Source organism: Pseudomonas sp. LBUM1647, assembly GCF_059716175.1.
In genome coordinates this window covers 1,315,146-1,341,729 of the sequence record NZ_CP166809.1, presented here as the reverse complement: position 1 = coordinate 1,341,729, position 26,584 = coordinate 1,315,146, and the positions used below count along the sequence as shown (strand labels likewise).

Sequence of the window (26,584 nt, the reverse complement as noted above, 5' to 3'; positions counted from 1 at the left end):
TCCATAGCGGGAGCCCGACATGTTCCGTCCCAAATTGTTGTTCACCAGCCTTGCCGCGCTAGCCTTGGGCGCCTGTTCGCCTCAGGATCCGCAGGCCGTCACGTCAGCAGCCATCGCCAAGTCGGTGATCCTGCCGACCTACACGCGTTGGGTTGAAGCCGACCGCCAACTGGCCGTCAGTGCGTTGGCCTACTGCGAAGGCAAGGAAAACCTCGACACCGCCCGCGCCGACTTCCTGCATGCGCAGAAAGCCTGGGCCGAGCTGCAACCGCTGCTGATCGGGCCGCTGGCCGAGGGCAATCGCGCCTGGCAGGTGCAGTTCTGGCCGGACAAGAAAAACCTCGTTGGCCGTCAGGTCGAGCAACTGGTCACCGCACAGCCGCAGATCGATGCCGCCGCTCTGGCCAAATCGAGCGTTGTGGTTCAAGGCCTTTCCGCCTACGAATACATCCTGTTCGACAGCAAACCTGATGTGGCCAACGCTGAACAGAAAGCCAAGTACTGCCCACTGCTGATCGCGATTGGCGAGCGTCAGAAACAACTGGCCGAAGAGATTCTGAAAAGCTGGAACAACACCGACGGCATGCTCGCGCAGATGAGCAAATTCCCGAATCAGCGCTACGCCGATTCCCACGAAGCCATCGCCGACCTGCTGCGCGTGCAAGTCACCGCCCTCGACAGCCTGAAGAAAAAACTCGGCACGCCGATGGGCCGTCAGACGAAGGGTGTTCCGCAACCGTTCCAGGCCGATGCATGGCGCAGCCAGTCGTCCCTGACCGGCCTCGAAGCCAGCCTCGCCGCTGCCAAAACGGTGTGGGAAGGCGTCGACAACAAAGGCCTGCGCGGCCTGTTGCCGAGCGAGCAAAAACCGTTGGCCGACAAGATCGACGCCGCTTACGCCGCGTCCCTGAAACTGTTCGCCAGCAACCAGCGCTCGCTGACCGAGATGCTCAACGACGATGCCGGTCGCCAGCAACTCAACGACATCTACGACAGCCTCAACGTCGTCCACCGCCTGCACGAAGGCGAACTGGCCAAGGCGCTGGGCATCCAACTGGGCTTCAACGCCAACGACGGTGACTGATGAGGGCAAGTTCCATGCTGCGACGCCAGGCTCTGACGTTAGGTAGTTTGCTGCTGGGTGCGGTGACACTGGGCGGCTGGACGCTGTTCAAGCAGAAGGACAAAAGCCCGCTGCTGCTCTCGGCGCGGGACGATACCGATGGCAAACACTACGCCGTCGGTTACCGGCTGGACGGCACCCGGGTGTTTGCCACCCAGGTCGGCCAGCGTTGCCACGACATCATCAACCACCCGACACTGCCGATTGCGTTGTTCGTCGCCCGTCGTCCGGGTACCGAGAGTTACCTGATCGACCTGCGCGACGGCACGTTGCTGCAAACCGTGACCTCACTGCCGAACCGGCACTTCTACGGTCATGCGGTGATTCACAAGAGCGGCGACTGGCTGTACGCCACCGAGAACGACACCTCCGATCCGGGTCGCGGCTTGCTCGGTGTGTATAAGTTCGAAGGTGAGCGACTTATCCACAGCGGCGAGATTTCGACCCACGGCGTCGGCCCGCATCAGGTGTCGTGGATGCCCGATGGCGAAACCCTGGTGGTGGCCAACGGCGGCATTCGCACCGAGGCCGAAAGCCGCGTCGAGATGAACCTCAACGCCATGGAACCGAGCCTGGTCCTGATGCAACGCGACGGCACCCTGCTGAGCAAGGAAACCCTCGCTCAGCAGATGAATAGTGTGCGGCATTTGGGGATTGCCAGCGACGGCACCATCGTCGCCGGTCAGCAGTTCATGGGGCCGTCTCACGAGTCGTCGGAGCTGCTGGCGATCAAGCGGCCCGGCCAGCCGTTCGTGGCCTTCCCGGTGCCTGAGCATCAGTTGCAGGCCATGGGGCATTACACCGCCAGCGTCGCGGTGCACAGCGAACTGCGCCTGGTCGCGTTGACCGCACCACGGGGCAACCGCTTTTTCATCTGGGACCTGGACAGCGGTGAAGTGCGCCTGGACGCGCCGCTTCCCGATTGCGCCGGGGTCGGCGCGGTAGCCGATGGCTTTGTCGTGACCTCGGGTCAGGGGCGCTGCCGGTTCTACGACTGCCGCCAGACAGATCTTGTAGCAAAACCCCTTGAGCTGCCTGCGGGGCTCTGGGACAACCACCTTCACCTGATGGCGTGAATAACGCCGAAAAGATCGCAGCCTTCGGCAGCTCCTACATTGGAATGCGTACACTCTGTAGGAGCTGCCGAAGGCTGCGATCTTTTCAGGCCAACGCCAATCGATAGCCTTGCACCCTGTAAGTTCTACCAGTTGGAATCAACCTCCCACTCGGGGTAATGTGCCGCACTGTCTCACCTGATTTTCTCCAAGGAAGTGGAAATATGCTGCGTCGCCGCATGCTGATCATGTTGGGTGTTGTTTTGCTGATCGTGCTGGTCCTGGCCGGTTACAAAGCCTTCTCCATCTACACGATGATTCAGGGCTTTGCTGCGCCGAAACCGGCAATCAGTGTCGCCGTGGCCACGGCCACCGAACGGCCGTGGCAAGCCCGCCTGCCTACCGTCGGCACGCTCAAGGCGCTGCAAGGCGTGGACCTGAGCCTGGAGACCGACGGCACCGTCATCGATTTGCAGTTCGAGTCAGGGCAGAAGGTCAAGGTCGGCCAACCACTGCTGCGACTCGACAGCGCCGTGGAAAGTGCCTTGCTGGAAACGGCTCTGGCCGACCTCGGACTGGCCCAACTCGATTACGGTCGCGGTAGCCAACTGGTAGGCAGCCAGGCCATTTCCAAAGGCGAATTCGACCGACTTTCGGCGGTGCAGAAAAAGAGCAAGGCCACGGTCAATCAACTCAAGGCTGCGCTCGGCAAAAAGAGCATCGTCGCGCCGTTCAGCGGAACCATCGGCATTCGTCAGGTGGACGTCGGAGACTACGTGGCCAGCGGCACCATGATCGCTACCTTGCAAGACCTCAGCAGCCTCTATGTAGACTTCTTCGTACCCGAGCAGTCGGTACCGAAAATCGCCCTCGGCCAACCGGTGCAGATCATTGTCGCGGCCTACCCGACACAAACTTTCCCCGGCACCATCAGTGCGATCAACCCGAAAGTCGAAAGTAGCACGCGCAATGTCCAGGTCCGCGCGACCCTGGCCAATCCCGACGGCAAACTGCTACCGGGGATGTTCGCCAGCCTGCAAGTGCTGTTGCCCGACCCGCAGCCGCGCATCGTCGTGCCGGAAAGCGCGATCACTTACACCCTGTACGGCAACTCGCTCTATGTCGTCGCGCAGAAAAAAGCCGAAGACGGCAGCCTGGAAAAAGATGACAAGGGCCAACCGATCCTGATCGCCGAACGGCGTTTCATCGAAACCGGCGAGCGCCGCGATGGGCAAGTGATGATCACTAAAGGTGTGCAGAACGGCGAAAAAGTGGTCACGGCCGGCCAGATCAAACTGGACAACGGCGCACATATCGCGATCAGCGACGACAAGACCTTAGCCGAGAAGAACAGCCCGCCGCGCGCGGACTGATCAAGGAATCCCCATGGCTTTTACCGACCCGTTCATCCGCCGCCCGGTGCTCGCCACCGTGGTCAGCCTGTTAATTGTGCTGCTGGGCTTCCAGGCCTGGAGCAAGTTGCCGCTGCGCCAATACCCACAAATGGAAAACGCCCTGATCACGGTGACCACCGCTTACCCCGGGGCCAACGCCGAAACCATTCAGGGCTACATCACCCAACCGATGCAGCAAAGTCTGGCCAGTGCCGAAGGTATCGACTACATGACCTCGGTCAGTCGCCAGAACTTCTCGGTGATCTCGATCTACGCGCGCATCGGCTCCAACAGCGACCGCTTGTTCACCGAACTGCTGGCCAAAGCCAACGAGGTGAAGAACCAGCTGCCTCAGGACGCCGAAGACCCGGTGCTGAGCAAGGAAGCCGCCGACGCCTCGGCGCTGATGTACATCAGTTTCTTCAGCAAGGAACTGAGCAACCCGCAGATTACCGACTACCTGTCGCGGGTCATCCAGCCGAAACTGGCGACCCTGCCGGGCATGGCCGAAGCCGAGATTCTCGGCAACCAGGTGTTCGCCATGCGCCTGTGGCTGGACCCGATCAAGCTGGCCGGTTTCGGCCTGAGTGCCAGCGACGTGACCGATGCAGTGCGCAAATACAACTTCCTCTCCGCCGCCGGCGAAGTGAAAGGCGAGTACGTCGTCACCAGCATCAATGCCAACACCGAGCTCAAATCCGCCGAAGCCTTTGCCGCGATTCCGCTCAAGGTCGAGGGCGACAGTCGCGTGCTGCTCAGCGATGTGGCGCGGGTTGAAATGGGTGCGGAAAACTACGATTCGATCAGCTCCTTCGGCGGCACCCCTTCGGTGTACATCGGCATAAAGGCCACGCCCGGCGCCAACCCGCTGGACGTGATCAAGGAAGTGCGCAAGATCATGCCGGACCTGGAAGCCCAGCTGCCGCCAAACCTCAAAGGTGAAATCGCCTACGACGCCACGCTGTTTATCCAGGCCTCGATCAACGAGGTGATCAAAACATTGTTCGAGGCGGTGCTGATCGTCATCGTGGTGGTGTTCCTGTTCCTCGGCGCGCTGCGTTCGGTGGTGATCCCGGTAGTCACCATCCCGCTGTCGATGATCGGCGTGATGTTTTTCATGCAGATGATGGGCTACTCGATCAATCTGCTGACGTTGCTGGCGATGGTATTGGCCATCGGCCTGGTGGTGGACGACGCCATTGTGGTGGTGGAAAACATCCACCGGCACATCGAAGAAGGCAAGACGCCGCTGGATGCGGCCATCGAAGGCGCCCGGGAAATCGCCATGCCGGTGGTCTCGATGACCATCACCCTGGCAGCGGTCTATGCGCCGATTGGCTTCCTGACGGGGCTCACGGGGGCGCTGTTTAAGGAGTTCGCCCTGACCCTGGCCGGCGCGGTGGTGATCTCCGGCATCGTCGCCCTGACCCTGTCGCCGATGATGTGCGCCTTATTGCTGCGTCACGAGGAAAATCCCAGCGGCCTGGCCCATCGTCTGGACCGGATTTTCGAAGGCCTCAAGCGCCGTTACCAAAGCATGCTCCACGGCACCCTCAACACCAGGCCGGTGGTGCTGGTGTTCGCGGTGATCGTGCTGTGCCTGATTCCGGTGCTGCTCACGTTTACCAAGTCGGAACTGGCGCCGGACGAGGACCAGGGCATCATTTTCATGATGGCCAACGCCCCGCAACCGGCCAACCTCGACTACCTGAGCACCTACACCGACGAGTTCGTCACGATCTTCAAGACGTTTCCCGAGTACTACTCGTCGTTCCAGATCAATGGCTTCAACGGCGTGCAATCGGGCATCGGCGGCTTCCTGCTCAAACCGTGGAACGAACGCAGCCGCACGCAAATGCAGATCCTGCCCGAGGTACAGGCCAAACTGGAGAGCATTTCCGGATTGCAAATCTTCGGCTTCAACCTGCCCTCCCTGCCCGGCACCGGCGAGGGGCTGCCGTTTCAGTTCGTCATCAATACCGCCAACGATTACGAGTCGCTGCTGCAAGTGACCGACCGCATCAAAAAGAGGGCAATGGAGTCCGGCAAGTTCGCCTTCGTCGACCTCGACCTGGCGTTCGACAAGCCCGAAGTGGTGGTGGACATCGATCGCGCCAAGGCCGCACAGATGGGTGTTTCCATGCAGGACCTGGGCGGGACGCTCGCGACATTGCTGGGTGAGGCGGAGATCAACCGTTTCACTATTGAAGGTCGCAGCTACAAAGTCATCGCGCAGGTCGAACGGCCCTTCCGGGATAACCCCGACTGGCTGAACAACTATTACGTCAAGAACACCCAAGGCCAACTGCTGGCCCTGTCGACCCTGATCACTGTGACCGACCGGGCGCGTCCACGGCAGTTGAACCAGTTCCAGCAACTCAACTCAGGCATCCTGTCCGGAGTGCCGCTGGTCAGCATGGGTGAAGCCATCGACACCGTGCGCCAGATTGCTCGGGAAGAGGCGCCGGTGGGGTATGCCTTCGACTATGCCGGCGCATCACGGCAATACGTCCAGGAAGGCAGTGCGCTGTGGGTCACCTTCGCCCTGGCGTTGGCGATCATTTTCCTGGTATTGGCGGCCCAGTTCGAAAGCTTCCGCGATCCGCTGGTGATTCTGGTGACCGTGCCGTTGTCGATCTGTGGCGCGTTGATCCCGCTGTTCCTGGGCTGGTCGAGCATGAACATCTACACCCAGGTCGGCCTGGTGACGTTGATCGGGCTGATCAGCAAGCACGGAATCCTGATCGTCGAATTCGCCAACCAGTTACGCAAGGACAAAGGCCTGACGCCGCGCGAGGCCGTGGAGGAAGCGGCGGCCATTCGTCTGCGTCCGGTGTTGATGACCACCGCTGCGATGGTGTTCGGTATGGTGCCGTTGATCATCGCCACGGGGGCGGGCGCCGTCAGCCGGTTCGACATTGGCATGGTGATCGCCACAGGGATGTCGATCGGGACGTTGTTTACGTTGTTTGTACTGCCGTGTGTTTACACGTTGCTGGCTAAACCCGATAAACCCTAAATCGAAAAAAAGGCCTCGCTTAGCGAGGCCTTTTATTTTGGCTTCAATCTGTTCAACTTTGTGGCCTCAATCCTTGAGAAAGGCCGAACATGAACAGCAATAAATCATGATCGGGTTGGGATGCCACGGATGCCTTCGCAACGCGTGGCAATGGACAGTGTGCGTCGCCGTTCACTGAACTGAGGACTTGCGTGCGGGGCTGCTCCCAAGCCGCCACCGCTAGTGAAGCAACTGCCAAGGCTCCTATCAAAAATATACCTCGTGCAATTTCGAGTTTCATTGCTATAAACCCTTGATAGCGCTGCCAAACGCCGTCTTATAAAAGTAGACGAGTTTCTGCCAGTCCGTCGTGCTGAACGACGAGTGGCGACGCAGTTGCTTCATGTCATGAGTAGCCGCTTGCCGGGCGGTCAAACGCTGCCGACATTTCTCCAGATCGATCAAGGCCACTTCAACTTTGGCAGCCTCGCCTTCGCCGGTGACACGCACGAATACGTGCTTCGCATAAAGGCAGCTGTGCTGCCAGCGGCCCTTGTGCATCCGGGCCAGGTTCTCGGCCAGTTCCTTCAACACTCGATCATGCACAGCCTCACCGTGACGTTCGCGACCACCGCCAGCGTACCAGTGTTCAATTTCCTCGAAGCCGTCCAGCGCCTTGGTGACCAGCAATGCGCGCCATTTATGTACCGGATCGCGCTGTGCACCGCAGAAAACGATTTCCGGAACGCCAACGTCGAGCAGCTTCAGACCGATGAGCGCATCTCGCTCGCGCAATACCGTCGGCCGACCGAACGGGTGCAGCAAGCTGCGATGGATATGCCCGGATTGACGTTTAACGTAAAGCAACTGTCCATTGCTGCTCACGACGCGCTGCACGCCACTTTCTCCACCGCGACGGACGTTGGGTTCTTCTACCCACTCACCGCGCTGATTCCAGAAATAGTCGAAGCGGTCCTGAGGAGCGACGTCCGTTTCTGCTGCACATTGCACTGCCATTCTGTTACCTCTTGCGTAATACGTAGACCCGCCACATGGCATAGAGCGGTAAAAAGTCCAGTTGTTCCTGGATACGAAAACCCGCCTGCTCAAATTCCTTTTCAACCGTAGCAGCCGGTAACACAAATCGATTTTGGTAACCTTCCTGCTCACGGGTTTTCTCGAGGCGCTTGCGTTTCCACGCCTTGAAATTACCGTCCACCCACAGAGAAAGGATCACGCTATCACGCGTGACGCGCTCGAATTCACGCAAAATGGCCAGTCGATGCTCGGCTTCACCGATGTGATGGAGCAAACGCATGCAAAAAATGCTGTCGACGGCGTTATCAGGTAAGGCGATGTCGAATGCAGAAGTGTGCAAGGGTTGTACCCGTTTCACCACCTCGGCAGGTTGCGCCTGCATGGCAATCTTCAGCATGGATTCGGAGTTGTCGGCGCCAATGATCGCACGATTGGTTTTTTCCGCCAGCAATGGCCAGAAACGTCCAGCACCACAGGGCAAATCGAGGATCAGCCCCGGCTCGCCGACCAGTGACAGCGCCTTGCGCGCCAGTTGCTCGTCACGCCAGTGAGACAGGCGGCGGCCAAGACCATCCTGGTGTTTGCGCAGGTATCGTTGAGCGTGTTGATCGTCGTATTTTTCGGAAAAATCCAGTTTGATCGGGCCGGCCATCACCAAGGTCTCCTTAGCTGCTGATGGCACCCACGATAGGCAGCGCCGTGTCAGCGACAGGTCATTCCTTTGTGAAAAAAACGTCATGTAAAACCCCAAACTATTTCGAGGTTTTGCAAAGCGGCAACGATGGCTCTGGGCCGTTGCGACCGATCAGCTCACATCCGACGAAGACAACTCCACCTGAAAACGACAGCCGTTGGGCTCCATGTTCGTCAGGCTGACGTTCCAACCCTGGTTTTCACAGATCCGCTGCACCAGCGACAGCCCAAGCCCCAAGCCCTCACCGCGCTTCTCGTTACCCCGCACGAACGGCTCGAACATCGCCTCGCGTTTTTCCTCGGGAATGCCCACGCCACTGTCCTCGACCATGAACCCCGTGGCCGTCAGCGTCAGGCGGATGAACCCGCGCTCGGTGTAATGCAGCGCGTTACGCAGCAGGTTGCCCATGACCGCGTGCAGAAGGGTTGCGTTGTAGCACGTGTTGGCCGGATTGCCCGGTTCAAAGTTCAGCGCCAGCCCCTTGGCCTCGATCGGCTCGCGCCACAAATTGAGCAGTCCATCGGCTACCTGGCTCAAGGTCTGCTGGGGCGACATGCTGGCGTCTTCACGTTGTGCGCGGGCCAACATCAGGAAGGTTTGCACCAGCTCGCGCATCTCCTCACAAGCGCGGGCGATTCGCTGGACCTGTGCACGTCCACGCTGATCGATACCGGGGTTTTCCAGCAACAGCTCGCAGGAACTGGCGAGCACCATCAATGGCGTGCGCAGTTCGTGGCTGACGTCACTGGTGAATAACCGTTCGCGGGTCAACGCCTGGCGCAAGCGCCCGAGGGTAGCGTCGAAGGCCACGGCCAACTCGCCCACCTCATCAGCGGCGTAATCCGGCGCCAGCGGTGGCGCGAGACCTAATAATTGATCACGGTGACGGACCTGACGAGCCAGTCGCACCACGGGCGCCATCACCTTGCGCGCCAGTATCCAACCGAGAAACACCGCCAATGCCAGACTCAGGACGAAGCCCACCAGCACCACGGCAAACAGCACCCGTTCACGCTCTTCGAAATCGCTCTGATCCTGTAACAGCACATAATGCCGACCGTCGACGACTTCGACCATCGCGTGATACGACAGCTGTTCGCGAAACACCTCGTGAAAGCCCGGGTCCAGGTGCCGCAGGTCCTTGGGGAGCTCAAAGTCGCCCGGCCCGCCGCTGAAATAGAACAGCTGGTCCGGCTCGGGACGGTGGCTCCAGTCCGACACGCTGTCCATCAGCAACAGACGTTGTAAATCGCCGCCCAGCCCTGCCGAAATCAGTTTTTCTTCGACCAGGTGCACGGTCGCCACAATGCCCATGGCGAAGGCCCCTGCCACCAATGCGCTCATCAGCGCAAAGGCGATGATGATCCGTTGAGCAAGGCTCTGTTTAAACTCCATCTCGGCCCTCGGCCAAGCGATAACCCACACCGTGCACGGTTTGCAGCAACGGTTTGGCGAACGGCTTGTCGATCACCTGGCGCAATTGATGGACGTGGCTGCGCAGGCTGTCGCTGTCCGGGCAGTCATCGCCCCACAGCGCCTCTTCGAGAATTTCGCGGCGCAGTACGTGAGGACTTTTTTGCATCAGCACGGCGAGCAACTTCAGGCCCACCGGGTTGAGCTTCAGCAGTCGCCCCTCGCGGGTGACTTCCAGGGTATCGAGGTCGTAGATCAGATCGCTGACCTGCAGGGTGCGGCGACCGCCACCCTGGGCGCGACGCATGACCGCCTCGATGCGCGCCGCCAATTCAGATAGCGCAAAGGGTTTGATCAGGTAATCATCGGCGCCGGATTTGAAGCCTTGCAGCCGGTCGTCCAATTGATCGCGAGCGGTGAGCATGATCACCGGCGTGTCGCGGCGCGCATCTTCACGCAGACGTTTGCACAGGGTATAACCGTCGATGCCCGGCAACATGATGTCGAGCACAATCAAGTCGTAATGCTCGGTGGCCGCCAGGTGCAAGCCTGACAAACCGTCCTGCGCGCAATCCACGGTATAACCCTTGAGCCCCAAGTAATCGGCCAGATTGGCCAGGATATCGCGGTTGTCTTCAACCAATAGAATTCGCATGGGTATCTCCTGCGTACACAGTAACGGCCGTCTTGGCCCGCGCAGCTTAAGGCCAAGTGTGGCTGAGGGCTAGGACTGCGTGCAGTTGTAAATCCACCCCATAAACCCGGGGCGACTTTAACGACTTTTTCACTATCGATTCACACGCCGACGACAGGATCAGGCTCAAACTCCGCGCGGCTGCGTTTTCAGAACATTTCACCGACCAAGGAACTGCCATGGTTTCGACTGCTGTCCGCCCCGCTTCCCGCCCGCTGAATTTCTGGGTGTGCCTGGGCGTTCCCGCCATTGCGGCGATCATTCTGGTGCTGCTCGAACTGACATCCCTGGACATGGACCTTGCCAAACTGCTCTATGACCCGGTCGCGGGAGATTTCATCGGGCGGCACAGTTACTTCCTGGAAGAGATCCTCCATGACCGCGCCAAACAGGTGGTCATCGCCTTCTCGGTGTTGGCCATCTTCGGTTTCATCGCCTCCTTTTTCATCGACAGGCTCAAACCGATCAAACGGGAACTGGGCTGCCTGGTGCTGTCTCTGGCGCTGGCGACCTCCTTTGTCACGCCAGTCAAAGCGGTGACGGCCGTTCAATGCCCGTGGAGCCTTGAGCAATTCGGCGGTCACGAAACCTATAGCGAACTGCTCAGCCCTCGCCCGCACACCGATAAACCAGGCCGTTGCTGGCCCGGCGGTCATGCGGCGACCGGTTTCACACTGTTTGCGCTGTTCTTTGTCCTGCGTGACCGTCGTCCGCGTCTGGCACGCAAGGCGTTTGTGTTCGCTTTCGCGTTGGGCACGGTGTTTTCCATCAGCCGGATGATGCAGGGGGCGCACTTCTTTTCGCACAATGTGTGGACGGCGATTTTCTGCTGGCTGATTTGTTTGGGGTCTTACTACTACATCCTGTATCGACCGGCGGCCAAAATTGAGGCGATGGCCAAGACAAATCAGGTTAGCGCCTGAAATACAAAACAATGTGGGAGCGAGCCTGCTCGCGATAGCGGTGGTTCAGTCAACAAATCTGTTGAATGTTAAAACGCTTTCGCGAGCAGGCTCGCTCCCACAATGGACCGATGTAACCCTCGAAATCCAGGCAATAAAAAACCCCGCCTGCTTAGCGCAGGCGGGGTTTTTTATAGGGGTAAGGCTGGCTTACATCATGCCGCCCATACCGCCCATACCGCCCATGTCTGGCATGCCGCCGCCAGCTGGACCGTCTTCCTTGATCTCAGCGATCATGGCTTCGGTGGTGATCATCAGGCTGGCAATCGACGAAGCCGCTTGCAGAGCCGAACGAGTCACTTTGGCCGGGTCCAGGATACCCATTTCGATCATGTCGCCGTATTCGCCGGTAGCAGCGTTGTAACCGTAGTTACCCGAACCCTGCTTGACCTTGTCGACCACTACGCTTGGCTCGTCGCCGGAGTTGGCAACGATCTGGCGCAGTGGCGCTTCAACAGCGCGACGCAGCAACTGGATGCCAACGTTCTGGTCATCGTTGTCGCCTTTCAGCTCGGAGATAGCCTGCAGAGCGCGAACCAGTGCCACGCCGCCGCCAGGTACCACACCTTCTTCAACGGCTGCACGGGTAGCGTGCAGGGCGTCTTCAACGCGGGCTTTCTTCTCTTTCATTTCAACTTCGGAACCAGCGCCAACCTTGATCACTGCAACGCCGCCGGACAGTTTGGCCAGACGCTCTTGCAGTTTTTCACGGTCGTAGTCGGAAGAAGTGTCGGCCACTTGCTGACGGATCTGCAGAACGCGAGCCTGGATGTCAGCCTCAACGCCGGCACCGTCGATCACGGTGGTGTTTTCTTTGGACAGGATCACGCGCTTGGCATTACCCAGGTGTTCCAGGGTAGTGCTTTCCAGGCTCAGACCGATCTCTTCGGAGATTACGGTACCGCCAGTCAGAACAGCGATGTCCTGCAGCATTGCCTTGCGACGGTCGCCGAAGCCTGGAGCCTTGACGGCTGCGACTTTAACGATGCCACGCATGTTGTTCACAACCAGAGTCGCCAGGGCTTCGCCTTCAACGTCTTCGGCCACGATCAGCAGTGGACGGCCGGCTTTGGCAACGGCTTCCAGTACTGGCAGCATTTCGCGGATGTTCGAGATCTTTTTGTCGACCAGCAGGATCAGCGGACCGTCCAGCTCGGCAGTCATGGTCTCTGGCTTGTTGACGAAGTACGGGGACAGGTAGCCACGGTCGAACTGCATGCCTTCAACAACCGACAGTTCGTTTTCCAGGCCCGAGCCTTCTTCAACGGTGATCACGCCTTCTTTACCGACTTTTTCCATGGCTTCGGCAATGATGTCGCCGATGGAGCTGTCGGAGTTGGCCGAGATGGTGCCGACCTGAGCGATGGCCTTGGTGTCAGCGCAAGGCTTGGACAGGGCTTTCAGCTCTTTGACGATTGCGATGGTCGCTTTGTCGATACCGCGCTTCAGGTCCATCGGGTTCATGCCGGCAGCGACGGCTTTCAGGCCTTCGTTGACGATCGACTGAGCCAGAACGGTAGCGGTGGTGGTGCCGTCGCCTGCGTCATCGTTGGCACGGGAGGCAACGTCTTTGACCAGCTGCGCGCCCATGTTTTCGAAGCGATCTTTCAGCTCGATTTCTTTGGCAACGGACACGCCGTCCTTGGTGATGGTCGGAGCGCCGAAGCTCTTCTCGATGATCACGTTACGGCCTTTAGGGCCCAGGGTCGCTTTTACTGCGTCAGCCAGGACGTTGACACCGGCGAGCATTTTCTTGCGGGCGGAATCGCCGAATTTAACTTCTTTAGCAGCCATGATCGATATTCCTTAAATACTTTGTAGTAGCGGGAAAATGAGCGGGGAATCAGCCTTCGACAACAGCGAGGATTTCGCTCTCGCCGATGACCAGCAGGTCTTCGCCGTCAACTTTCACTGTGTTGCTGCCGGAGTAAGGGCCGAACACAACCTTGTCACCCACTTTCACGGACAGCGCACGCACTTCACCGTTGTCCAGGACTTTGCCCGGGCCTACAGCGAGGACTTCGCCCTGGTTTGGCTTTTCAGCAGCCGAACCTGGCAGGACGATACCGCCAGCGGTTTTCTTTTCTTCTTCGCTGCGACGGACGACGACGCGGTCATGCAGAGGACGAAGCTTCATTGTCGATCTCTCCTAATTGTGGTTTTCATCGGCCGGTGTATTCCCGGCGGGTTTAACAAAATCCGGCGGTGCCGGGTGCGGTTCGTCAAGCGAACCGCGGAAGTCTGTCTGGCGTGATCGCCAGAAACCTTGCGGTGACCGTTACATAAGGGCGCATAAGCTTATTACAAGGGTGGGGATCGAAATTTTTTACATCGATGACCCGAAAACGAACACGGCACCCGAAGGTGCCGTGCAGGTGAAACGATTTACTTGGAGTCGCGGTGTTCGAACTCGCCTTCGATCACGTTCGGCTCACGGCCCAAAGTCTCGCGGGGAACAGGGCCGCCACGGGGCTGAAGGTCGTCGGCGAACGCACGCTGACGGATTGCCGCCTCTTCGGCACGCTGGCGCATTTTATTGGCCAACAGTCGACGAGAGATCGGCAGCAACATGATCAGACCCAGCACATCAGTGACGAAGCCCGGCAGGATCAACAGACCACCCGCCAGTGCCAGCATCAAACCTTCGAGCATGGTCTGGGCCGGCAACTCGCCGCGGTTCAGGCTTTCACGAGCACGCAATGCGGTTGCCAGACCAGCGATACGCAGCACGAACACGCCGAGCATCGAGCCGAGAATGACCAGCAGCAGGGCCGGGAAAAACCCGATCGCCCCGCTTACCTTGACGAATACGAACAGCTCCAACACCGGAAACAGTACAAAGAGCAATAAAAAAGGGCGCATCAAATGGTTCCTCAACGCAAGAATGCCTTGCCAGTCTTCCCTAGATGACGTCGCCGATTCATGAATTCAAGCGTCGGCCACTTCATTTTTCGGCCAATGTTCGGCGTGAGCCAGGAAAACCAAGGCTTCGCGCACTTGTGTCGGCGTATTACACGGCGCTTGAAACGGCAACCAATAGAGCCCCTGGCCAATGCGCAGGTGCATGCCTTCGGTGTCGATACCCGCCAGTTGCGCCGGCTCGGATTTCGGCAGCCCCGCCAGTTCTACGTAGTGTGCGATGGCTTTGGCGTGATCGGCATTCATGTGCTCGACCATGCTCGCTTCGGCCTTTCCGGCGAACGGGTTGGCCAGGGTCAGTTGATCGACCCAGTGAATCGCACCGAAGCCGCCGATGTAGCGATGACGTACCGGTTTGAGCACCCAGAAATCGAAATCGTGAGCCTTGTGGTAGCTCTGCGAATCCGGGAAATAGCGGTAGTAACGCTCAGCCGCCGCTTCGATGGCGGCCTCGTCCTCGAGCTTTTCTGCTTCGGCGAGGTAGGTCAGGCGACCAACGGCTTGCACATCTTCAGCCCCACGCTCGCCCACGAACAGTGAACATTTGGGATCTTTCTGCAGGTTGTGAGTGTGCTGGGCGATACGGCTGATAAGGATCAGGGGTCGGCCCTGTTCGTCCAGACAGTACGGAACCACGGAGCCAAACGGAAAACCGGGCATCGCCTTGGAGTGCGTCGAGAGCACTCCACGGTATTCCTTGAGAAGCAATTCTCGGGCATTCTTGGCCGCTTCAACGCTCAATTTATGACTCCTTATTAGAATCCGTCAAAAAAACGGACAGGCGCCTGGGGATAAGTTCCAGTACGCCATTGGGGCAGTTCTCATGTGCAGCCAGGCCGTCAGGTGCAGATCGAGAGGCTACTCTCTAAAAGGAAACCACTCCTCTGACCTGCTATTGGGGCATGCGAATGCAACTCACTGACAAAGTAATCATTATCACGGGCGGTTGCCAGGGTTTAGGCCGTTCCATGGCCGAGTATTTCGCCGGTAAAGGCGCGAAGCTGGCGCTGGTGGACCTGAACCAGGAAAAGCTCGACGACACCGTCGCCGCTTGCAAGGCTAAAGGCGTCGAGGCTCGCGCTTATCTGTGCAATGTCGCCAATGAAGAGCAAGTGACCCATATGGTCGCCCGGGTGGCCGAAGACTTCGGTGCGATCCATGGCCTGATCAACAACGCGGGGATACTGCGCGATGGCCTGCTCATCAAGGTCAAGGACGGCGAGATGACCAAGATGAGCCTTGCCCAGTGGCAGACGGTCATCGACGTCAATCTGACTGGCGTATTCCTGTGCACCCGCGAAGTTGCGGCCAAAATGATCGAGCTGAACAACAGCGGCGCGATCATTAATATCTCGTCGATCTCCCGCGCTGGCAACGCCGGCCAGACCAACTACTCCGCCGCCAAGGCCGGTGTCGCCGCGGCGACCGTGACCTGGGCGAAGGAATTGGCACGCTACGGTATTCGCGTGGCAGCCATTGCACCGGGCTTTATCGAAACCGAAATGACGCTGAGCATGAAGCCTGAGGCGCTGGAGAAGATAACGTCCGCGATTCCGATCAAGCGCATGGGCAAGACTGAAGAGATCGCCCATTCGGCGGCGTACATTTTCGAGAACGACTACTTCACCGGTCGAATTCTGGAGTTGGATGGCGGGTTGCGGATCTAAAGCAAGATCAAAAGATCGCAGCCTCGCTTCGCTCGACAACTCCTACAGGTGAATGCAAAACCCATGTGTAGGAGCTGTCGAGTGAAACGAGGCTGCGATCTTTTAACAGTCGACGCAGATTAATCGTCGCTGATCGTGATGTTCGGCATCGCAGGCGATACCGCTTCCTGCAACACGATCCGCGCACCGACATGGCGGGCCAGTTCCTGGTAAACCATCGCAATCGGGCTGTCAGGCTCGGCGATCACCGTTGGCTTGCCGCCGTCGGCCTGTTCGCGGATGGCCATCGCCAGCGGCAACGAAGCCAGCAGCTCGACGCCGTACTGGTTGGCCAGCTTCACACCACCGCCCTCACCGAACAGATGCTCGGCATGCCCGCAGTTGGAGCAGATGTGCACGGCCATGTTTTCCACCACGCCCAGCACGGGAATGTTGACCTTGCGGAACATCTCCACGCCCTTGCGTGCGTCCAGCAATGCCAGGTCTTGCGGCGTGGTAACGATCACCGCGCCGGCCACGGGGACTTTCTGCGCCAGGGTCAGCTGGATGTCGCCGGTGCCTGGTGGCATGTCGATGACCAGGTAATCCAGGTCGCCCCAGGCGGTTTGAGTGACGAGTTGCAGCAAGGCGCCGGAAACCATCGGTCCGCGCCAGACCATCGGCGTGTTGTCATCGGTCAGGAACGCCATGGACATGACTTCGACACCGTGGGACTCGATCGGAATAAACCACTTCTGATCCTTGACCTTGGGTCGGGTGCCTTCAGGGATGCCGAACATGATGCCCTGGCTCGGTCCATAAATGTCCGCGTCGAGAATCCCGACCTTGGCGCCTTCGCGGGCCAGGGCCAGGGCCAGGTTGGCGGCGGTGGTTGATTTGCCCACACCGCCCTTGCCGGACGCCACGGCCACCACGTTCTTGACGTTGGCCAGCCCCGGGATCTGCGCTTGAGCCTTGTGCGCGGCAATGACACTGGTGATCTCGACGCGGGCGATGGTCACGCCGTCCAGCCCTTCAATGGCCATTTGCAGCAACTGCGCCCAGCCACTCTTGAACAGGCCGGCGGCGTAACCCAGCTCCAGCTGGACGCTGACGCGATCGCCCTGAATGTCGATGCCGCGTACGCACCCGGCGCTGACCGGGTCCTGGTTCAGGTAAGGGTCGGTGTATTGGCGAAGGACGGCTTCCACCGCTGCGCGATTGACGACGCTCATGGGCAACTCCGATAGCAAGACTGGAAAATCAGGCGGGTATCCTACGCCGGACACACATTTGAGGCGAACAGATTACTGTGGCTCGCGAGCTTGCCTGTGGCGAGGGGAATTATCTGTGGCGAGGGGATTTATCCCCGTTGGGTGGCGAAGCCGCCCCGAAAATGGGCTACATCGGCATATCGGTACATTGTGTTCGATGGTTTTACGACTGCTGCGCAGTCGAACGGGGATAAATCCCCTCGCCACGAAAGCACGTTTGTAACAACAAGCCCTTGGGTCGCGGGGGTGAAAAATATGCGCTGGCGCTTTATAGTGGCCGACCTCCGTTTCATCAAGTAGCCGAGCCCCATGTCCGAGCCACGCAAGATCCTCGTCACCAGCGCCCTGCCCTATGCCAATGGTTCGATCCATCTTGGCCACATGCTGGAATATATCCAGACCGATATGTGGGTGCGCTTCCAGAAGCACCGCGGCAATCAATGCATTTATGTCTGCGCCGACGACGCCCACGGTTCGGCCATCATGCTGCGCGCGGAAAAGGAAGGCATCACCCCGGAACAACTGATCGCCAACGTCCAGGCTGAACACAGCGCCGACTTTGCCGAGTTCCTGGTGGACTTCGACAACTTTCACTCCACTCACGCCGAAGAAAACCGTGAGCTGTCGAGCCAGATCTACCTGAAGCTGCGCGACGCCGGGCACATCGCCCAGCGTTCGATCACTCAGTACTTCGACCCGGAAAAGAAAATGTTCCTGGCCGACCGCTTCATCAAGGGCACCTGCCCGAAATGCGGCACCGAAGACCAATACGGCGACAACTGCGAAAAATGCGGTGCGACCTACGCACCGACCGACCTGAAGGATCCGAAGTCGGCGATCTCTGGCGCCACTCCGGTGCTCAAGGATTCCCAGCACTTCTTCTTCAAGCTGCCGGATTTCCAGGAAATGCTGCAAGCCTGGACCCGCAGCGGCACCCTGCAAGAAGCCGTGGCGAACAAAATCGCCGAATGGCTGGACGCCGGCCTGCAACAGTGGGACATCTCCCGCGATGCGCCGTACTTTGGTTTCGAAATCCCCGACGAGCCAGGCAAATACTTCTACGTCTGGCTCGACGCGCCGATCGGCTACATGGCCAGCTTCAAGAACCTCTGCGACCGTAAGCCGGAACTGGATTTCGACGCATTCTGGGGCAAGGATTCCACCGCCGAGCTGTACCATTTCATCGGCAAGGACATCGTCAACTTCCACGCCCTGTTCTGGCCAGCCATGCTCGAAGGCGCCGGTTTCCGTAAACCGACCGGCATCAACGTACACGGCTACCTGACCGTCAACGGTCAGAAAATGTCCAAATCCCGCGGTACCTTCATCAAGGCCCGGACCTATCTCGACCACCTGTCGCCGGAATACCTGCGCTACTACTACGCGGCCAAGCTGAGCCGTGGCGTCGATGACCTGGACCTGAACCTCGAAGACTTCGTGCAGAAGGTCAACTCCGACCTGGTCGGCAAAGTCGTCAACATCGCCAGCCGTTGCGCAGGCTTCATCCATAAAGGCAACGCCGGTGTACTGGTGGCGGGCAATGCCGCGCCGGAACTGACCGAAGCGTTCCTCGCCGCAGCGCCAAGCATCGCCGAAGCCTACGAGGCTCGCGACTTCGCCCGTGCCATGCGCGAAATCATGGGCCTGGCCGACCGTGCCAATGCCTGGATCGCCGACAAGGCACCGTGGTCGCTGAACAAACAGGAAGGCAAGCAAGACGAAGTCCAGGCCATCTGCGCCCTGGGCGTCAACCTGTTCCGCCAGCTGGTGATTTTCCTCAAGCCGGTGCTGCCGCTGCTGGCCGCCGACGCCGAGGCGTTCCTGAACGTCGCGCCGCTGACCTGGAACGACCACGCCACCTTGCTCAGCAATCATCAGCTGAACGAGTTCAAACCGTTGATGACCCGTATCGACCCGGTCAAAGTGCAAGCCATGAGCGACGCCTCGAAAGAAGACCTGACCGCCAGCCAGACCGACACCGGCGATGCTGCGCCTGCCGGCAACGGTGAACTGGCCAAGGATCCGCTGTCGCCCGAAATCGAGTTCGATGCCTTTGCCGCTGTCGACCTGCGCGTCGCCCTGATCCTCAAAGCCGAACACGTGGAAGGTGCCGACAAGCTGCTGCGCCTGACCCTCGACATCGGTGACGAGCAACGCAACGTGTTCTCCGGGATCAAGAGCGCTTATCCGGATCCGTCCAAGCTCAATGGTCGTCTGACCATGATGATCGCCAACCTCAAGCCACGGAAAATGAAGTTCGGGATCTCCGAAGGCATGGTGATGGCGGCCGGCCCTGGCGGTGAAGAAATCTACCTGCTCAGCCCTGACAGCGGCGCCAAGCCAGGTCAGCGCATCAAGTAAGGTCTGCTGTAAACCGATCCCACAGTCGTGCCTGGCGCGACTGTGGGATTTTCATGTCTGGCCCATACTATCTCTCAACTGCGGCCTCACGTTGTAGGAGCTGTCGAGGGAAACGAGGCTGCGATCCTTTGACCTTGTCTTTAAAAAACAAAGTCAAAAGATCGCAGCCTGCGGCAGCTCCTACAGATTTACCCAGCAGCCCAACGATTTGTGGATACGGACGCTTCAGGTAGACAGATCATGACCGAACTGCTTCTTACGCTTATCAGCGCTGCCCTGATCAACAACCTCGTGTTGCACTGGCCGCTGGGCGTCGATCCGCTGCTGGGCAACGAGCATCGGCAAGTCCACGCGTTGGGCCTTGCGACGGCTTGCTTGATGTTGATTGTCGGCACGGTGGGCTACTCGGCCTACCGTTGGTTGCTGGTCCCGCTGGAGCTGACGTCGCTGCGCCTTTTCGTCTTCCTGCCATTAAGCGTTCTGCTGATTGGCCCGCTGCTGAAAGTGCTTTCCCGGTCACTTCCAAAGCTTGCGTTCGATGGCCTCTGGCCCCTGCTGCTGGGCAACGCCGGCGTACTCGGCTTGACGCTGCTCAACGCTCAGGAGGACAAAGGCTTCTTCCACACCTTGGCCCTGAGCCTGGGCGCCGGGCTGGGATTCTGGCTGGTACTGAGCCTGTTCAGCGACTTGCGCCAACGCACCATCGAAAATGATATCCCCCTGCCCTTTCGCGGCCTGCCCATCGACCTGATCGGCGCTGGACTGATTGCAGTGGCCTTTCTCGGATTCAGCGGACTGATCAAAACATGAGTCTGATTCAACGCATCGACGCCCTGTTGCCGCAGACCCAATGCGGCAAGTGCGGCCACCCCGGATGCAAACCGTACGCCGAAGGCATTGCCAGCGGCGAACCGATCAACAAATGTCCGCCGGGCGGCAGCGAGACCATCGCCGCCCTGGCCGAGCTGTTGAAAGTGCCGGTGCTGGAACTGGACGTCAGTCGCGGTATTGCCCCGGCGCAGATCGCCTATATTCGTGAAGCGGAGTGTATTGGTTGCACCAAGTGCATCCAGGCCTGCCCGGTGGATGCCATTGTCGGCGCGGCGAAATTGATGCACACGGTGATCGTCGATGAATGCACCGGTTGCGACCTGTGCGTAGCGCCCTGCCCGGTGGATTGCATCGAAATGCGGCCATTGCCGCTGGACACGGTGCTGCCGATTGTCGGCGGCCTGGCGTTCAGCCTTGAGGAACAACGCGCCCGAGCGGCCAAGCGCAATCACGCGCGACGCCGATTTGAACAGCGCAACGCTCGCCTGCATCGCGAAGAAGAACAGAAAATCGCCGAACGTCAGGCCCGCGCCCAGCGCGCCGTCCAGCACAGAGAGGTCGCGACGCTCGATCCGGTTCAGGCCGCTCTTGAGCGAGTCCGTGCACAGAAGGCAGCGAATGCGGATACGGCGCTGAAAAAGGCCAAGATCGATCTGGCGATGAGTCGGGCGCAATTGAACAAGTCACTCAAGGCGTTCGGGCATCCGCCGACCTTCGAACAGCAGTCGCAACTGATCGTCCTGCAACAGCAGTTCGAGGTTGCCGAACAGGCGTTGGCGAAACTGGAAAGTACTGCACCGCCAGCCGCGGCACCCGTCGTTCCGGCGAAAAATGCGCAGCTGAATCGGGCAAAGATCCAGTTGGCCATGCGCCGCGCCGAACTCAAGAAAGCCCAAGCCAGCGAAGCGTCGGCTGAGCAGATCGAAGCCCTTGAACTCGCGGTGAATGAAGCCGAGTGTCAGGTGGATGCCCATGCAGCCCCTTGAATCGGTCGACGAGCGCCTTCAGCAGGCCATGAAGCTGGTATTGCTGGCCACCGTGCCGGGGATACTTGTGTTTTTCTGGCTGTATGGCTGGGGCGTGTTGATCAACCTGATTCTGACGGGTGTTACCGCACTGGCCGTTGAAGCGGCCGTGTTGCGCTTGCGCAAGCAACCGCTCAAGCCAACCTTGAGCGACGGCAGCGCACTGGTCAGCGCGACGCTGTTGGCGCTGGCCTTGCCGCCTTATTGCCCGTGGTGGCTGACGGTCTGTGCCGCGGCGTTCGCGATGGTGTTCGGCAAACACCTGTATGGCGGCGTTGGCAAGAACCCGTTCAACCCGGCAATGCTGGGCTTAGCCCTGGTGTTGGTGACCTTTCCCCAACAGATGACCCACTGGCCGTCGTCCCATGGGCTGGACCTGATCGGAGGCTTGCAGCAAGTGTTCGGGTTCAGCCTCAGCCAGACTCCGGATGCCTGGGTCCAGGCGACGGCGCTGGACAGCCTGCGGATCAACAAAAGCCTGACCATGGATGAACTGTTTGACGCTAACCCGGCGTTCGGTCATTTCGGCGGCCGAGGCATGGAATGGGTCAATCTGGCCTTTCTCGCGGGTGGCGCGTTTCTGCTGCAACGACGGGTGTTCAGCTGGCATGCGCCGGTCGGCATGCTCGCCAGCCTGTTCATCATCAGCCTGCTGTGCTGGAACGGCTCGGGCTCCGACTCCCATGGTTCGCCAATGTTTCATCTGCTCACTGGCGCGAGCATGCTGGGAGCATTCTTCATCGTCACGGAACCGGTGTCCGGCGCAAAAAGCCCCGGCGCGCGACTGCTGTTCGGCGCGGGCGTCGGACTGCTGACGTACCTGATTCGTACCTGGGGTGGTTATCCGGACGGCGTAGCCTTTGCCGTGCTGTTGATGAACCTCTGTGTGCCGGCGCTGGAGCGGTTTGCCGCCTCCAGACTGGAACGGGGTGCGCCATGAGCCGGGCGTCGAGCGTTGTGATCCTGGTGTTGCTGGCAAGCCTGGGGATTGGCGCGACTTACCTCGTGCAGCACACCAGCGCGCCGCGCATTGGGGCCGAACAGCGCCTGATCGACAGTCGTAACCTGCTGGACCTGCTCCCTGCTGAAAGCTACGACAATCAGCCGCTGGAACAGCCGCTTATCCTGGAAAACACTCGGTTGGCCAACAGCACGCTGCTGGGTGGCTACCGGGCAACCAAGACAGGCCAGACCAGCGCCGTGTTGCTGCGCAGCCAAACCCTGGGTTACGAGGGTTCCATCGAATTGCTGATCGCCATCGGCGCAAACGGCAAGGTACTGGGCGTAAAAACGCTCAAGCAATCGGAAACTCCGGGGCTGGGCGGTCGACTTGCCGACTGGCCCAATACCTGGCTTCAGGCTTTTTCCGGAAAGTCCCGAACCGAACCTGCCGACAATGGCTGGGCCTTGAAAAAGGATCAGGGGCAATTCGATCAAATGGCGGGCGCGACCATTACTTCGAGAGCGGTCATCAACGCCATCCATGACGCGTTGCGCTATTTCGACGAACATCAGCAACAGTTGATCGGGAGCAGCGCTCATGAATAAGTCATCGACGCTGCAGAACTCGGTGATGCTTGCACCGCTGATCGGTGCCACGGACTCATTGGTATCCGCTCTGGGCTTGTGGCTGATGTTCATCGTGGTGATCAGTGCCTTTGGAGTGAGCATGGGCGCCTTGCGATCCCGACTTGTCCCGGCGACACGCTTGCTTGCCAGCGTCCTGCTGGCGGCCACGCTGACCAGCTGCGCGGAACTCGCCGCACAAGTCTGGTCGCTGCAATGGCACCAACATGTAGGGTTCTATGCAGGATTGATTGCCTTGCAATGCGTTGTGCTGGAACACACCGGTTTTCTCCAGAACGCCTGGCGTGATCGCCTGCGCCTGTGTGGCTTGTTCGGCGCATTGATGGCGGGCCTTGGCGTGCTACGCGAACTCATCGGCAACGGAACATTCGGCAGCCATCTGCCATGGCTGGCTGGCACTGCACAAGCGGACTGGCAAGGCTGGGTACTGACGGCCGACGGTGGTTTGCGCCTGGCCACCCTGGCCCCTGGTGGATTCATTCTGCTGGGACTGCTGTTCGCCGCACGTCAGGCCTGGACCCGCTCGACGCCCTCACACTGACCGCCTTCGAGGAAATGCACTGCCCATGAATGCCGCAAAACGTCTGGAAATTTTTCGCCGATTTCACGAAGACAACCCGGAACCGAAGACCGAACTGGCCTACTCCTCGCCATTCGAATTGCTGATATCCGTGATTCTCTCGGCCCAGTCGACCGATGTCGGCGTCAACAAGGCCACTGCGAAACTCTATCCGGTGGCCAACACACCGGCGGCGATTTATGCCCTGGGTGTCGAAGGTTTGTCGGAATACATCAAGACCATCGGCCTGTTTAACAGCAAAGCGAAAAACGTGATCGAGACCTGTCGCTTACTGATGGAACGTCATGAAGGCGAAGTCCCGCAAACCCGTGAAGAGCTGGAAGCGTTACCCGGCGTCGGCCGCAAGACTGCCAACGTAGTGCTCAATACCGCATTCCGTCAGCTGACCATGGCCGTGGACACGCATATTTTCCGGGTCAGCAACCGTACCGGCATTGCTCCAGGCAAAAATGTGGTCGAGGTTGAGCAAAAACTGATGAAGTTCGTGCCGAAGGAATATCTGCTCGACTCCCATCACTGGCTGATCCTCCACGGACGCTACGTTTGCCTTGCCCGCAAGCCTCGCTGCGGCAGTTGCCGGATCGAAGACTTGTGCGAATACAAGCAAAAGACATCGGACGATTGAGGCGCTATTAGGTTTTTCGATTTATCGATTGAAAAAATCTTTTTTACCCGCCGGGAGATTATCGATATAAGGAGCGCCAAAGGCAGTCTTAGCCTGGAGTAACACTATGAGCACTGGCAAAGAGCAATTGGACGTAGAAGACGATTTCACCCCTGTTGAGGCAGATGATGCTGAACCAGTGGTTGAAGTGGCGAAGACAAACCTGAGCAAACGCCGTACCATCGACAATCTGCTGGAGGAGCGCCGACTGCAAAAGCAATTGGCCGATTACGATTTTGACCTATGACACCTAAAAGCCTCCCGAAACGGAGGCTTTTTACTAAGTGCCGACCCCTGGTCCCCCCCGCTCATCGCGCCTTGTCAAACGCTGAGACAGTCACACCAGACCATTGCGTTGAGCCAATTCGATCAGGTCGACCAAGGAGCGAGCATTGAGCTTCAACAACAGACGAGTCTTGTAAGTACTAACGGTCTTATTGCTGAGGAACATTCCATCGGCGATCTCCTTGTTGGTCTTGCCTCGGGCCAGTTGTTGCAAGACCATCATTTCCCGCCCCGACAGTCGATCCACCATATCGGCTTCACTGGCGTTCCCCAAACTGGAACGTACGGTATGCAAGGCTTGATTCGGAAAGTAACTGTAGCCCGACAATACTGCCTTTATTGCACTGAGCAATTCAGTGAGATCCTGTTGTTTGCAAACATACCCTGCGGCACCGGATTGCATGCAACGCATGGAAAAATGCCCAGGTGCCTGGGAAGTTAGTATCAGTACTTTCATGGGCATTGCTGTCGATGTCAGACGCGCAATGACTTCCAGCCCATCAAGTTTCGGTATTCCAATATCCAGGATGACAATATCCGGCATATGCTCACGGGCAAGTTGCAACGCATCCACGCCATTATCTGTCTCTGCAATAACTTCGTAGCCGTGACGCTCCATTAGCATACGTACCGCAAGACGAATGACGGGGTGATCATCCACGATCAGCACTTTATTCATGGGCAAGTCCAATTTTCGCTGTTCGAATTTTTAGAGCCCGCACGATAGCCTAGTCGTTTCACCCATGGCATGCCGCCCCCCTCGGCCACCCGCACCGAGAGACATTCCCTACAGATATTAAGGAATAGTCTTACAAAATTCCCAAAAATACCGTGGGGGGGTAAACGTTTAATCAACCTGAAAACATTTCGATTATCCGCAGTTTTTTTGTTTCTGTTTACAACCAGAAAACCAAATAACAGGGTTCGTCGCAAGACGTTCCAACGAATACCGACTATTGAGCTACCCTTAAAAGTAACTGATATTTACCACTTTAAATCCCACACCACAAACACCGCACATCACGACTGTAATAAAAAATCACACCAGGCAACACTTCAACAACAAACTCAACCCATCACCACCTAAAACTCAACAACAGAGGTACCCGCTACACACTCAATACCGCTACTATCAAACCTTCGAAATCTAAAACTTAAAAAGGAGTACTGCACAAATATAAACACCACCCACTTAGTTATTAAAATGAAAACCAAAAACACTAATCAATAGAGAAAAACAATATCCCCATGAGCAAAAAACATGAACAAACTAAAGAAAAAAATCATCAACCCCATGACAGTCATTGCGATATTTGCCGCTATTTCTGAAACATCAGCCGCCGTCTCACTGCCCTTTCTCGACAACAAGGAGCGGGAGCTCTATGTCTGGTTCCTGATCAGTTTTCCTTTTTATTTGCTTTTTCTTTTCTTCGCCACACTCAACTTCAACTACCGGTCGCTGTACGCGCCATCCGATTTCGGCAAGGGAAAGCATTTTATAAAAGTGATGGACAACGCTGGACGCGGTCAGCGCCCCGATAACCTGAAGGACCCTCCCGCCCGGATCAATATTCAGACGGGCCTCTCGGCTCTACAGCACGTTTGCATGGCCGAGCAGCTAAAAAACCTGCACATCGTCGATGCGCGGTGGCTTAACAAGAAAATGGAATTCGGTGCCTGGATTGAAAAAAACCGGAACCCACAGGGAAGCCCTGCACAAGTGATCGTATTTCTCACCTGTACCGATTCGGAGGCACTACTGAAGGAAAGCGCAAGCAAGCAATCAAAACAGGCAAAGAATCGCAGCGGACCAACACTTTGCATTGCTTACAATTTGAATTCACACGGTCTGACGATTCTTGATCACTCTTTTTACCTGACACGCAGCAGGTAACGCTTGAAGAGCATTCAGAGAGAGGAAACAGAAGGAAGGTATTACAGATACAAAAAGAGCGCTGATAACACGATGTCCGGCAGGAAAACTCCCCCTATTCAAAATTGTGGCCTTGTCACCGACAAGGCCACAACTCTATTGACGTCG

At 58.2% G+C, this 26,584-nt stretch carries 26 protein-coding genes; 15 read left to right on the top strand and 11 right to left on the bottom strand.

The window, feature by feature from the left end:
- Positions 1–19: 19 nt before the first annotated feature.
- From ACA059_RS05965 to ACA059_RS05950, 4 genes are all read left to right on the top strand, one after another.
- The gene (locus tag ACA059_RS05965) at positions 20–1,084 is read left to right on the top strand and encodes an imelysin family protein (protein ID WP_095132496.1); all 1,065 of its coding nucleotides are present in this window, start codon (positions 20–22) and stop codon (positions 1,082–1,084) included.
- Between the two features lie 14 nt (positions 1,085–1,098).
- A complete protein-coding gene (locus tag ACA059_RS05960) occupies positions 1,099–2,199 on the top strand; it encodes a DUF1513 domain-containing protein (protein WP_497633091.1) in 1,101 nt (366 codons plus the stop codon).
- A gap of 203 nt (positions 2,200–2,402) precedes the next feature.
- The gene (locus tag ACA059_RS05955; RefSeq protein ID WP_497633090.1) at positions 2,403–3,551 is read left to right on the top strand and encodes an efflux RND transporter periplasmic adaptor subunit; all 1,149 of its coding nucleotides are present in this window, start codon (positions 2,403–2,405) and stop codon (positions 3,549–3,551) included.
- A gap of 13 nt (positions 3,552–3,564) precedes the next feature.
- Positions 3,565–6,591: a multidrug efflux RND transporter permease subunit gene (locus ACA059_RS05950; protein ID WP_497633089.1), complete on the top strand. Its 3,027-nt coding sequence runs from the start codon at positions 3,565–3,567 to the stop codon at positions 6,589–6,591.
- Positions 6,592–6,643: 52 nt separating this feature from the next.
- Here ACA059_RS05950 and ACA059_RS05945 read toward each other — a convergent pair whose 3' ends face one another.
- From ACA059_RS05945 to colR, 5 genes are all read right to left on the bottom strand, one after another.
- Entirely contained in the window at positions 6,644–6,871 is a 228-nt protein-coding gene (locus ACA059_RS05945; RefSeq protein WP_134417431.1) for a hypothetical protein, read from the bottom strand.
- A 2-nt stretch (positions 6,872–6,873) separates the two neighbouring features.
- Complete coding sequence (locus ACA059_RS05940; protein ID WP_497633088.1) at positions 6,874–7,587, bottom strand: lipopolysaccharide kinase InaA family protein; 714 nt, start codon at positions 7,585–7,587, stop codon at positions 6,874–6,876.
- A 4-nt stretch (positions 7,588–7,591) separates the two neighbouring features.
- Positions 7,592–8,260: a class I SAM-dependent methyltransferase gene (locus ACA059_RS05935; protein ID WP_497633087.1), complete on the bottom strand. Its 669-nt coding sequence runs from the start codon at positions 8,258–8,260 to the stop codon at positions 7,592–7,594.
- A 153-nt stretch (positions 8,261–8,413) separates the two neighbouring features.
- A complete protein-coding gene (locus tag ACA059_RS05930; RefSeq protein ID WP_497633086.1) occupies positions 8,414–9,697 on the bottom strand; it encodes a sensor histidine kinase in 1,284 nt (427 codons plus the stop codon).
- A complete protein-coding gene (colR, locus tag ACA059_RS05925) occupies positions 9,687–10,370 on the bottom strand; it encodes a two-component system response regulator ColR (protein ID WP_123368483.1) in 684 nt (227 codons plus the stop codon). The genes ACA059_RS05930 and colR overlap by 11 nt, the downstream gene beginning before the upstream one ends.
- Before the next feature lie 218 nt (positions 10,371–10,588).
- Here colR and ACA059_RS05920 point away from each other — a divergent pair, with 218 nt between their 5' ends.
- Positions 10,589–11,332 (top strand): phosphatase PAP2 family protein, encoded by a 744-nt coding sequence (locus ACA059_RS05920; protein WP_497633085.1) that lies wholly within the window; start codon positions 10,589–10,591, stop codon positions 11,330–11,332.
- A gap of 189 nt (positions 11,333–11,521) precedes the next feature.
- Here ACA059_RS05920 and groL read toward each other — a convergent pair whose 3' ends face one another.
- The 4 genes from groL to ACA059_RS05900 form a co-directional block, all read right to left on the bottom strand.
- The gene (groL, locus tag ACA059_RS05915; RefSeq protein WP_008155543.1) at positions 11,522–13,165 is read right to left on the bottom strand and encodes a chaperonin GroEL; all 1,644 of its coding nucleotides are present in this window, start codon (positions 13,163–13,165) and stop codon (positions 11,522–11,524) included.
- Positions 13,166–13,214: 49 nt separating this feature from the next.
- Positions 13,215–13,508, bottom strand: a complete 294-nt coding sequence (locus ACA059_RS05910) for a co-chaperone GroES (RefSeq protein ID WP_007948593.1) — start codon at positions 13,506–13,508, stop codon at positions 13,215–13,217.
- Positions 13,509–13,756: 248 nt separating this feature from the next.
- Positions 13,757–14,233, bottom strand: coding sequence for an FxsA family protein (locus tag ACA059_RS05905; RefSeq protein ID WP_497633084.1), 477 nt, complete (start codon positions 14,231–14,233; stop codon positions 13,757–13,759).
- Positions 14,234–14,299: 66 nt separating this feature from the next.
- On the bottom strand, positions 14,300–15,031 hold the full coding sequence (locus tag ACA059_RS05900; protein ID WP_497633083.1) for a HugZ family pyridoxamine 5'-phosphate oxidase: 732 nt from the start codon (positions 15,029–15,031) through the stop codon (positions 14,300–14,302).
- Between the two features lie 167 nt (positions 15,032–15,198).
- On the opposite strand from ACA059_RS05900, the gene ACA059_RS05895 reads away from it, so the two are divergent.
- Positions 15,199–15,957, top strand: coding sequence for an SDR family oxidoreductase (locus tag ACA059_RS05895; RefSeq protein WP_497633082.1), 759 nt, complete (start codon positions 15,199–15,201; stop codon positions 15,955–15,957).
- A 119-nt stretch (positions 15,958–16,076) separates the two neighbouring features.
- On the opposite strand, the gene apbC is transcribed toward ACA059_RS05895, so the two are convergent.
- On the bottom strand, positions 16,077–17,171 hold the full coding sequence (apbC, locus tag ACA059_RS05890) for an iron-sulfur cluster carrier protein ApbC (protein WP_149631477.1): 1,095 nt from the start codon (positions 17,169–17,171) through the stop codon (positions 16,077–16,079).
- A 348-nt stretch (positions 17,172–17,519) separates the two neighbouring features.
- Between apbC and metG the strand changes: the two genes are divergently transcribed.
- The 8 genes from metG to ACA059_RS05850 all read left to right on the top strand — a co-directional run bounded on the left by metG (position 17,520) and on the right by ACA059_RS05850 (position 24,505).
- Positions 17,520–19,571: a methionine--tRNA ligase gene (metG, locus tag ACA059_RS05885; protein WP_497633081.1), complete on the top strand. Its 2,052-nt coding sequence runs from the start codon at positions 17,520–17,522 to the stop codon at positions 19,569–19,571.
- Positions 19,572–19,811: 240 nt separating this feature from the next.
- On the top strand, positions 19,812–20,381 hold the full coding sequence (locus ACA059_RS05880) for an electron transport complex protein RnfA (protein WP_497633080.1): 570 nt from the start codon (positions 19,812–19,814) through the stop codon (positions 20,379–20,381).
- Positions 20,378–21,388 (top strand): electron transport complex subunit RsxB, encoded by a 1,011-nt coding sequence (gene rsxB, locus ACA059_RS05875; protein WP_497633079.1) that lies wholly within the window; start codon positions 20,378–20,380, stop codon positions 21,386–21,388. The genes ACA059_RS05880 and rsxB overlap by 4 nt, the downstream gene beginning before the upstream one ends.
- Positions 21,375–22,367, top strand: coding sequence for an RnfABCDGE type electron transport complex subunit D (locus ACA059_RS05870; RefSeq protein WP_497633078.1), 993 nt, complete (start codon positions 21,375–21,377; stop codon positions 22,365–22,367). Before rsxB ends, ACA059_RS05870 begins: the two co-directional genes overlap by 14 nt.
- Entirely contained in the window at positions 22,364–22,975 is a 612-nt protein-coding gene (locus ACA059_RS05865) for an RnfABCDGE type electron transport complex subunit G (RefSeq protein ID WP_497633077.1), read from the top strand. The genes ACA059_RS05870 and ACA059_RS05865 overlap by 4 nt, the downstream gene beginning before the upstream one ends.
- Positions 22,968–23,555: an Rnf-Nqr domain containing protein gene (locus tag ACA059_RS05860; RefSeq protein ID WP_497633076.1), complete on the top strand. Its 588-nt coding sequence runs from the start codon at positions 22,968–22,970 to the stop codon at positions 23,553–23,555. Before ACA059_RS05865 ends, ACA059_RS05860 begins: the two co-directional genes overlap by 8 nt.
- 25 nt (positions 23,556–23,580) lie before the next feature.
- A complete protein-coding gene (gene nth, locus ACA059_RS05855; protein ID WP_497633075.1) occupies positions 23,581–24,219 on the top strand; it encodes an endonuclease III in 639 nt (212 codons plus the stop codon).
- 106 nt (positions 24,220–24,325) lie between these two features.
- Positions 24,326–24,505, top strand: a complete 180-nt coding sequence (locus ACA059_RS05850; protein ID WP_007898493.1) for a PA3496 family putative envelope integrity protein — start codon at positions 24,326–24,328, stop codon at positions 24,503–24,505.
- A 90-nt stretch (positions 24,506–24,595) separates the two neighbouring features.
- Here the strand turns inward: ACA059_RS05850 and ACA059_RS05845 are convergent, their stop codons facing one another.
- Positions 24,596–25,222, bottom strand: coding sequence for a response regulator transcription factor (locus ACA059_RS05845; RefSeq protein WP_008155570.1), 627 nt, complete (start codon positions 25,220–25,222; stop codon positions 24,596–24,598).
- A 582-nt stretch (positions 25,223–25,804) separates the two neighbouring features.
- Here ACA059_RS05845 and ACA059_RS05840 point away from each other — a divergent pair.
- Complete coding sequence (locus ACA059_RS05840) at positions 25,805–26,437, top strand: hypothetical protein (protein ID WP_497633074.1); 633 nt, start codon at positions 25,805–25,807, stop codon at positions 26,435–26,437.
- The last annotated feature ends 147 nt before the right edge of the window (positions 26,438–26,584 follow it).

What these genes read in the sequence shown, in the direction of transcription:
- nth (WP_497633075.1), top strand. Translation starts at nt 23,581, where the DNA reads ATGAATGCCGCAAAACGTCTGGAAATTTTTCGCCGATTTCACGAAGAC.
- ACA059_RS05865 (WP_497633077.1), top strand. Translation starts at nt 22,364, where the DNA reads ATGAGCCGGGCGTCGAGCGTTGTGATCCTGGTGTTGCTGGCAAGCCTG.
- groL (WP_008155543.1), bottom strand. Translation starts at nt 13,165, where the DNA reads ATGGCTGCTAAAGAAGTTAAATTCGGCGATTCCGCCCGCAAGAAAATG.
- apbC (WP_149631477.1), bottom strand. Translation starts at nt 17,171, where the DNA reads ATGAGCGTCGTCAATCGCGCAGCGGTGGAAGCCGTCCTTCGCCAATAC.
- ACA059_RS05940 (WP_497633088.1), bottom strand. Translation starts at nt 7,587, where the DNA reads ATGGCAGTGCAATGTGCAGCAGAAACGGACGTCGCTCCTCAGGACCGC.
- ACA059_RS05880 (WP_497633080.1), top strand. Translation starts at nt 19,812, where the DNA reads ATGACCGAACTGCTTCTTACGCTTATCAGCGCTGCCCTGATCAACAAC.
- ACA059_RS05950 (WP_497633089.1), top strand. Translation starts at nt 3,565, where the DNA reads ATGGCTTTTACCGACCCGTTCATCCGCCGCCCGGTGCTCGCCACCGTG.
- ACA059_RS05960 (WP_497633091.1), top strand. Translation starts at nt 1,099, where the DNA reads ATGCTGCGACGCCAGGCTCTGACGTTAGGTAGTTTGCTGCTGGGTGCG.
- ACA059_RS05905 (WP_497633084.1), bottom strand. Translation starts at nt 14,233, where the DNA reads ATGCGCCCTTTTTTATTGCTCTTTGTACTGTTTCCGGTGTTGGAGCTG.
- ACA059_RS05935 (WP_497633087.1), bottom strand. Translation starts at nt 8,260, where the DNA reads ATGGCCGGCCCGATCAAACTGGATTTTTCCGAAAAATACGACGATCAA.
- metG (WP_497633081.1), top strand. Translation starts at nt 17,520, where the DNA reads ATGTCCGAGCCACGCAAGATCCTCGTCACCAGCGCCCTGCCCTATGCC.
- ACA059_RS05850 (WP_007898493.1), top strand. Translation starts at nt 24,326, where the DNA reads ATGAGCACTGGCAAAGAGCAATTGGACGTAGAAGACGATTTCACCCCT.
- ACA059_RS05965 (WP_095132496.1), top strand. Translation starts at nt 20, where the DNA reads ATGTTCCGTCCCAAATTGTTGTTCACCAGCCTTGCCGCGCTAGCCTTG.
- colR (WP_123368483.1), bottom strand. Translation starts at nt 10,370, where the DNA reads ATGCGAATTCTATTGGTTGAAGACAACCGCGATATCCTGGCCAATCTG.
- rsxB (WP_497633079.1), top strand. Translation starts at nt 20,378, where the DNA reads ATGAGTCTGATTCAACGCATCGACGCCCTGTTGCCGCAGACCCAATGC.
- ACA059_RS05845 (WP_008155570.1), bottom strand. Translation starts at nt 25,222, where the DNA reads ATGAATAAAGTGCTGATCGTGGATGATCACCCCGTCATTCGTCTTGCG.
- ACA059_RS05945 (WP_134417431.1), bottom strand. Translation starts at nt 6,871, where the DNA reads ATGAAACTCGAAATTGCACGAGGTATATTTTTGATAGGAGCCTTGGCA.
- ACA059_RS05840 (WP_497633074.1), top strand. Translation starts at nt 25,805, where the DNA reads ATGAACAAACTAAAGAAAAAAATCATCAACCCCATGACAGTCATTGCG.
- ACA059_RS05895 (WP_497633082.1), top strand. Translation starts at nt 15,199, where the DNA reads ATGCAACTCACTGACAAAGTAATCATTATCACGGGCGGTTGCCAGGGT.
- ACA059_RS05930 (WP_497633086.1), bottom strand. Translation starts at nt 9,697, where the DNA reads ATGGAGTTTAAACAGAGCCTTGCTCAACGGATCATCATCGCCTTTGCG.
- ACA059_RS05955 (WP_497633090.1), top strand. Translation starts at nt 2,403, where the DNA reads ATGCTGCGTCGCCGCATGCTGATCATGTTGGGTGTTGTTTTGCTGATC.
- ACA059_RS05910 (WP_007948593.1), bottom strand. Translation starts at nt 13,508, where the DNA reads ATGAAGCTTCGTCCTCTGCATGACCGCGTCGTCGTCCGTCGCAGCGAA.
- ACA059_RS05870 (WP_497633078.1), top strand. Translation starts at nt 21,375, where the DNA reads ATGCAGCCCCTTGAATCGGTCGACGAGCGCCTTCAGCAGGCCATGAAG.
- ACA059_RS05920 (WP_497633085.1), top strand. Translation starts at nt 10,589, where the DNA reads ATGGTTTCGACTGCTGTCCGCCCCGCTTCCCGCCCGCTGAATTTCTGG.
- ACA059_RS05860 (WP_497633076.1), top strand. Translation starts at nt 22,968, where the DNA reads ATGAATAAGTCATCGACGCTGCAGAACTCGGTGATGCTTGCACCGCTG.